The 5,197-nt window shown below is 35.5% G+C and carries 4 protein-coding genes; all 4 read right to left on the reverse strand.

The annotated features are described in order from the left end of the window. Positions 1-1,016, reverse strand: a 1,016-nt coding sequence (locus Q1553_RS04975; protein ID WP_300842785.1) for a Cj0069 family protein, incomplete at its 3' end; no start/stop codon positions are given. A gap of 228 nt (positions 1,017-1,244) precedes the next feature. Then, positions 1,245-1,718, reverse strand: coding sequence for a cyclic pyranopterin monophosphate synthase MoaC (moaC, locus tag Q1553_RS04980; RefSeq protein ID WP_115550679.1), 474 nt, complete (start codon positions 1,716-1,718; stop codon positions 1,245-1,247). A gap of 9 nt (positions 1,719-1,727) precedes the next feature. Further along, a complete protein-coding gene (locus Q1553_RS04985) occupies positions 1,728-3,857 on the reverse strand; it encodes an STT3 domain-containing protein (protein ID WP_300842786.1) in 2,130 nt (709 codons plus the stop codon). Next, a complete protein-coding gene (locus tag Q1553_RS04990; protein ID WP_366525091.1) occupies positions 3,835-5,124 on the reverse strand; it encodes a glycosyltransferase in 1,290 nt (429 codons plus the stop codon). The genes Q1553_RS04985 and Q1553_RS04990 overlap by 23 nt, the downstream gene beginning before the upstream one ends. Positions 5,125-5,197: the final 73 nt, after the last annotated feature.

Genomic DNA, 5,197 nt, shown 5'->3' on the forward strand with positions numbered 1-5,197 from the left:
CAAGAGCAGTTGATTTCACCTAAAATATAGCGGTCAGCACCTTTTTCGTCTGTGTCTAAGATAAAATCTGCTGTCCAAATGAGTGGTAAGTCGTAATTGCCTAACTTGCTTTTAATTTGTGGAAGTTGTCCTAAGAACCAATCTACCAATGTTTGCCAATCTTTTGGCTCATCGTAGCGATATTTTGCACCGCTAAAGAGAGTTGCACTAAACGCGTCGCCTCCTTCGGCTGGTTTTTTATGCACAACATAAACAGGAGTTTTGTAAAGCATAAGGATTCTAATCTCTCCTTCTTTAATACGTGGTAAGAAAGTCATATCCACAAGCATACCATTGTCACCAACCAAATAATGCTCGCAGAAATCCATAAATTCACCTAACTTGCGTTCTTCAGTGTGATTGTCTTTTGCCTCTGTGCAGATGATTTTTGTATCTAATGGGAGGGATTCTACTTTATTATAATCACTGCTAGATTCTAGTCTCACGCGCCAAATTCCTTCACCTGTTGAACCGCGATTTTGCTTTAAAACCCTTTCGCCTTTTGCTAGAGTTTTAGGAAAGGTTTTCTTAAAATCGTGCTTATCGCTAAAGGTTACCCCGATTCTTTTTGCTTCTGCTGGGTCATAATACGCATAAGTATCACTAGGCACTAAAGGAGTATCTGCTAATTTTGTCAAAGCGTCTTTTGCGCCATAACCAATCATTGCGTCAGGGTGAGGCATACCCACAAGTCCGTCAGCACAAAGTTTGCGTAAAACATCAAAATAAAGTTTTTCTTCTTTTAAATTTCCGGGATTTACACGAGAAACATAGCCATCAGCAGTATCACGCACTTTTTTGTAGATTTCCTCTCTTTTTGTAGAATCGCGTAACGCTTCATCTGTAAGTTGCACAACTTCTGCATTCCAACCCTTTGCTTTAAGGGCATCTACCATTGGCATTGTGTCTTTTCTGTGTCCATCTGCACCTTTGTCACTACCGCCTACTGCTTCAAAAAAGACAATATTCTTTTTCATATTTCCTCCAAAAATTAAATTATGATTTATAAAGGTATCAAAATAAGGCTTAAAGTTTTTATTTTTGGGGTAAATTTGACTGGATTGTTCTTGTTGGCGCGTTACTAAATGATACAAGGCAAAGGTTGTATTTCTTTAATTATTGTGAGTTTTATCCATATACTTAAGAAGTAAGACTAACGAAGTAGTAGAACATAATCCCAGCAAAAAGATAAAATTCATTGGGATTCATTGCCGCACAAAATGTCCGCTTTTTCCTCCGCTTTTTTCTACCAAATAAATCTCGCTTAAAACCATTGTTTTATCTATTGCCTTAACCATATCATAAATCGTAAGGAGACCGATATTAACACCCATTAGGGCTTCCATTTCTACACCTGTTTGTCCATAGGTTTTTACCCGCACCTCTAAAATAAACGCATTTTCATTTGCGATTTCTATTGTTTCACATTTAACACTTGTTAAGAATAGTGGGTGGCACATAGGAATCAGCTCACTTGTGCGTTTCGCACCCATAATTGCTGCAATGATTGCTGTTTGCAATACTGCACCTTTTTTTACCTTTTGTTCTTTAATTGCGCAAAAGGCTTCATAGTTCATTGTGATTTTGCCCCTTGCGATTGCTTCTCTGTGTGTGGAATCTTTTGCCGAGACATCAACCATTTTGGGATTTTGTCGTTTATCTAAATGCGTAAGCTCCATACGAATCCTTTATAATAATTTGTAAATGGTTATTTTGTCATTTTTTAGCACTTTTTGGAATAAATTTTTATCCAAGTTTTCAAAAAATAAACCTTTAAAATAAAAACTTTCCAAATAAGATTTCGCACAAAGTAGAGTTTTTCCATTGGGTAAAAGGATAGCTACAAGTGAGCTTTGTGTATCAAAGATTTGTGTTGTATGCTGCTTTAAATCTATGCTTTTAAAAATCCTAAAATGTAAGTCTTGTGTAGTAACTTCGCCTGTGTTTGGATTTAAGGCAATATTGTTTTTGAAATAAATCCTATCCTTTGTTGCTTCAAGAGAAAGTGCAAAAAAATCAAGTTTTTGAGGCTTTCCATTACTTAAATCCACTTGAGAAAAGCGCATAACATTGGGGAAAATCTCAAGCATTCTCCAAGGCAAAATGAAATAAAGTGCGTGAGGAGAATACTCCCATTTTTGTTTGTTTTTAAGGTTTTCTAATGTTTTTGGAATCCCAAATGTTTGAAAATGAGATTCCAAAGTATCGCCTGTTAAAAGCATTTTGGCTAGATTGTAGCTTATTCTCTCTTCATTTGTGCTAAGCGCGAGGCTAATAGGAAAATTTTGTATTCCTGAATGCCTTCCTCCATCTACAAAGGTTTGCAAATCACTAAAGTAATGCACATAATAGCCATAGTCCCACCAAGTGAGCGCAAAGTCTCCCTTTTTGGCAGGGATAGAGAGCAGAATCTCTGCTTCGCTTGCTTCCAAAATTGGTGCAACGACATAATTTCTAATATGCGACAAATGCGGTGCAATCACAAGCAAAACCAAACAAGCAAGCAAAATAGATTTTAGGATTCTGTTTTGAAAACTCACTAAAATTGTTTGAATCTTAAAAAACAAAAATCCCATTCCAAGCGCAGAGATTGGCACAGCATAAAAGCTAAAACGCAAGCCTTGCACAAGAGCAAAACAACCTAGAGCCAAAAAGGGTAGAAAAAGGGTGAATCTTTTGTCCTTAAAAATCAATCCAAAATAACCTAAAATTGCCAAAATAAACCAAAAGATTCCACCGCTGATGCGATAAGCAAACTCGCTAAAATCAATATTTGAAACCTCCGCAATGGAATCCAAAACATTTAAATAATGCAATCCTATATTTGTGGTGTCGGCAAGATAATCACTTAAATAATGGCTCTGTAAGAAATTGGGTAATAATTTCCACAGCAAAAGGCTTAGATTACATAAAAAGTAAAGAAAAAATAAAATTTTATGGATTGGAAAGGTTTTATGTAAAATATCCAAGAAAAACCCTAAAAAGAATCCTAAAAATATCCAAACCCAAGTGAATTTTGGAAAAAAAATCACTAAAGTTAATATGAAAAATAAACCTAAAATAATCCATTGCATTGGGGATTCTTTTGACGATTTGTTGTATAAGTCTTTCAAGAAAAAACATAATAAAATTAAAAGATAACCCAATAAAACATAGCGTAAATGGGAATAATACAAAAGGGAAAAAGCACTCAAAGAAAATAGAATCGCAAAATCTAATGCTTTTTGTGTTCTAAGAGTGCGTAGGATTATCACTCCAATACTCAAACCTAAAACAATGATAAGCATATCTGTATCATAATAACCAAACATTGTGCGATTATAATAACTCACACTCATTGCGCTTAAAAATCCGCTTAATGCACAGGGAATTGCTCCGAAGTTGCGGGTCAAAGCCATAAGGGGAAAAACAATCAAACTTCCAAAGATCGCAGGGAGAATGAATAAGACTTGCTCCAAATTAAAGGGAAGACAAAGGGTGAGGAATGCGGTTAAGATAGAAAGAATCTCGCTTGTGGATTTATAAAGGGGCAGATGAGAGGAGATAGAAAGAGTAAAAAAATCTTGCAAAAAGTTTGGAAGATGCCAAATAGGAGATTGCCCAAACTCCAAAGCAAAAGATTGCTGAAATTCTTGATAAAGTTTTAAGAGTTCTTTTGCGCCTTGTGCGTAGAAATAGCCATCGTGCGTGTTGAGCAAAGGAGCTTGATTGTAAAAATATTGTGGATAGGCACTAAGCACAAAAGGATAATAAAGCCGAAGCAAAACACAAAGCAAAAAGACAAAAAATGCTAGACTAAGAAAGGATTTTAGGCGCATTCTTTTCCCGCGATTCTTTTTGTAGTTTTTTGGCTTGTTTATAAAATTCTATCATTCCGCCTTTGTGGATTGTTTTGCAGGCTTGAATTAAGCTTGCACCCAAACGATAAGGGAAAGTTTGCTTTTCGTAGATTGCGCTTTTATAGTCATCATAAGATTTCAAAGGAGGGAGTTTTAAATGGAGGGATTTAGCAATGATGTGCGCATAAAATCTTGCTTCTTGCCTGTGTTTCAAAGCAATAAAAGCAAGAATAAAAGGCAATTTTAAGCAACCCCAAAGGGTTTTATAGTTTTGAATGATTGCATAGCCTAGTTTGTAGGAGAGATGATAACGAATCCTCTCATAGCCATAAGTTGTGTTAGCAATGAATCCCTTTGTGTTTGGACTTCCGCTTGCATCTAGCCATTGCTTGTAATACAGATTCCATTCTTGCCAGATTTGGTTGCAAAGGCGATTATTCCAAAAGCGATTCTTTGAACCATATGCGTGAATGAGAATAGGATTTTGATTCTTGCGCCACAGCACACTTCCACAATAACGATTATCTAGCACTTTAGTTTTTAATTTTTTTTCAAAAATCAACAAAGAAAAAATAGCTTGGTCGTTTAGTGCGTGTTTTGCACTTTGGGAATAAATAAAATCATAACATTCTAGCGGGCTTTCTAAAGTATCATTAAAAACAATAATTCCTGTTCTATATATTTCAAGATTCGCAAACTCTTGCGGTGCAGAAGGCAGGCTTGCTTTAAGCTTGTTTTTGCCACGATTGGCTGCTAATACATAATCTCCCATTAAATGCTTCAAATGTCCAATTTCGTGGAGCAACAAAATATCAAAATCCAAATAAATGACGCATTCACATTCTTGTAGGTATTTCAAGCCTTCAAAGCAAGCATAAACCATATGTGTCCAACGATTCAAAAAAGAATCATTGCGCAAATTTATGGGTGTTTTGCGATAGGTGTTGAGTTTGGTGATAAAATCCTCTTTTGTAAAAGTTTCAAACTTAACTTCGCTTGTTCCCGCAATTTGTTTTAAGGCTTTTTTGTCGCTCTCACTAAAACCATCGTGAATCAAATAGAAAATATCCACCTTATCGGCATATTTTGCCTTGATATTAGCTAAAAGCGCACCAATCACAAAGGCAGAATCGCAAGTCGCGCAAAGTAGGATTCCTAATGGGTATTTTTTCATTGATTTGTCCAAGTTTGATATTTGATAGTTTTTAGCGATGTAAAAAGATATTTTATAATAATTTTTGTAAATTTTCTAAAACTTTGTAATGGAATCTTAACAAGTGAGATTCTTATTATAAATTGCCACGCCGATAAATCGGCTC

The sequence above is a fragment of the Helicobacter sp. UBA3407 genome, from assembly GCF_949747025.1.
GTDB classification, from domain to species: Bacteria; Campylobacterota; Campylobacteria; order Campylobacterales; family Helicobacteraceae; genus Helicobacter_D; species Helicobacter_D ganmani.

Bases quoted from the DNA above. Each gene is read 5' to 3' on its own strand.
- moaC (WP_115550679.1), bottom strand. From the start codon at position 1,718: ATGGAGCTTACGCATTTAGATAAACGACAAAATCCCAAAATGGTTGAT.
- Q1553_RS04985 (WP_300842786.1), bottom strand. From the start codon at position 3,857: ATGCGCCTAAAATCCTTTCTTAGTCTAGCATTTTTTGTCTTTTTGCTT.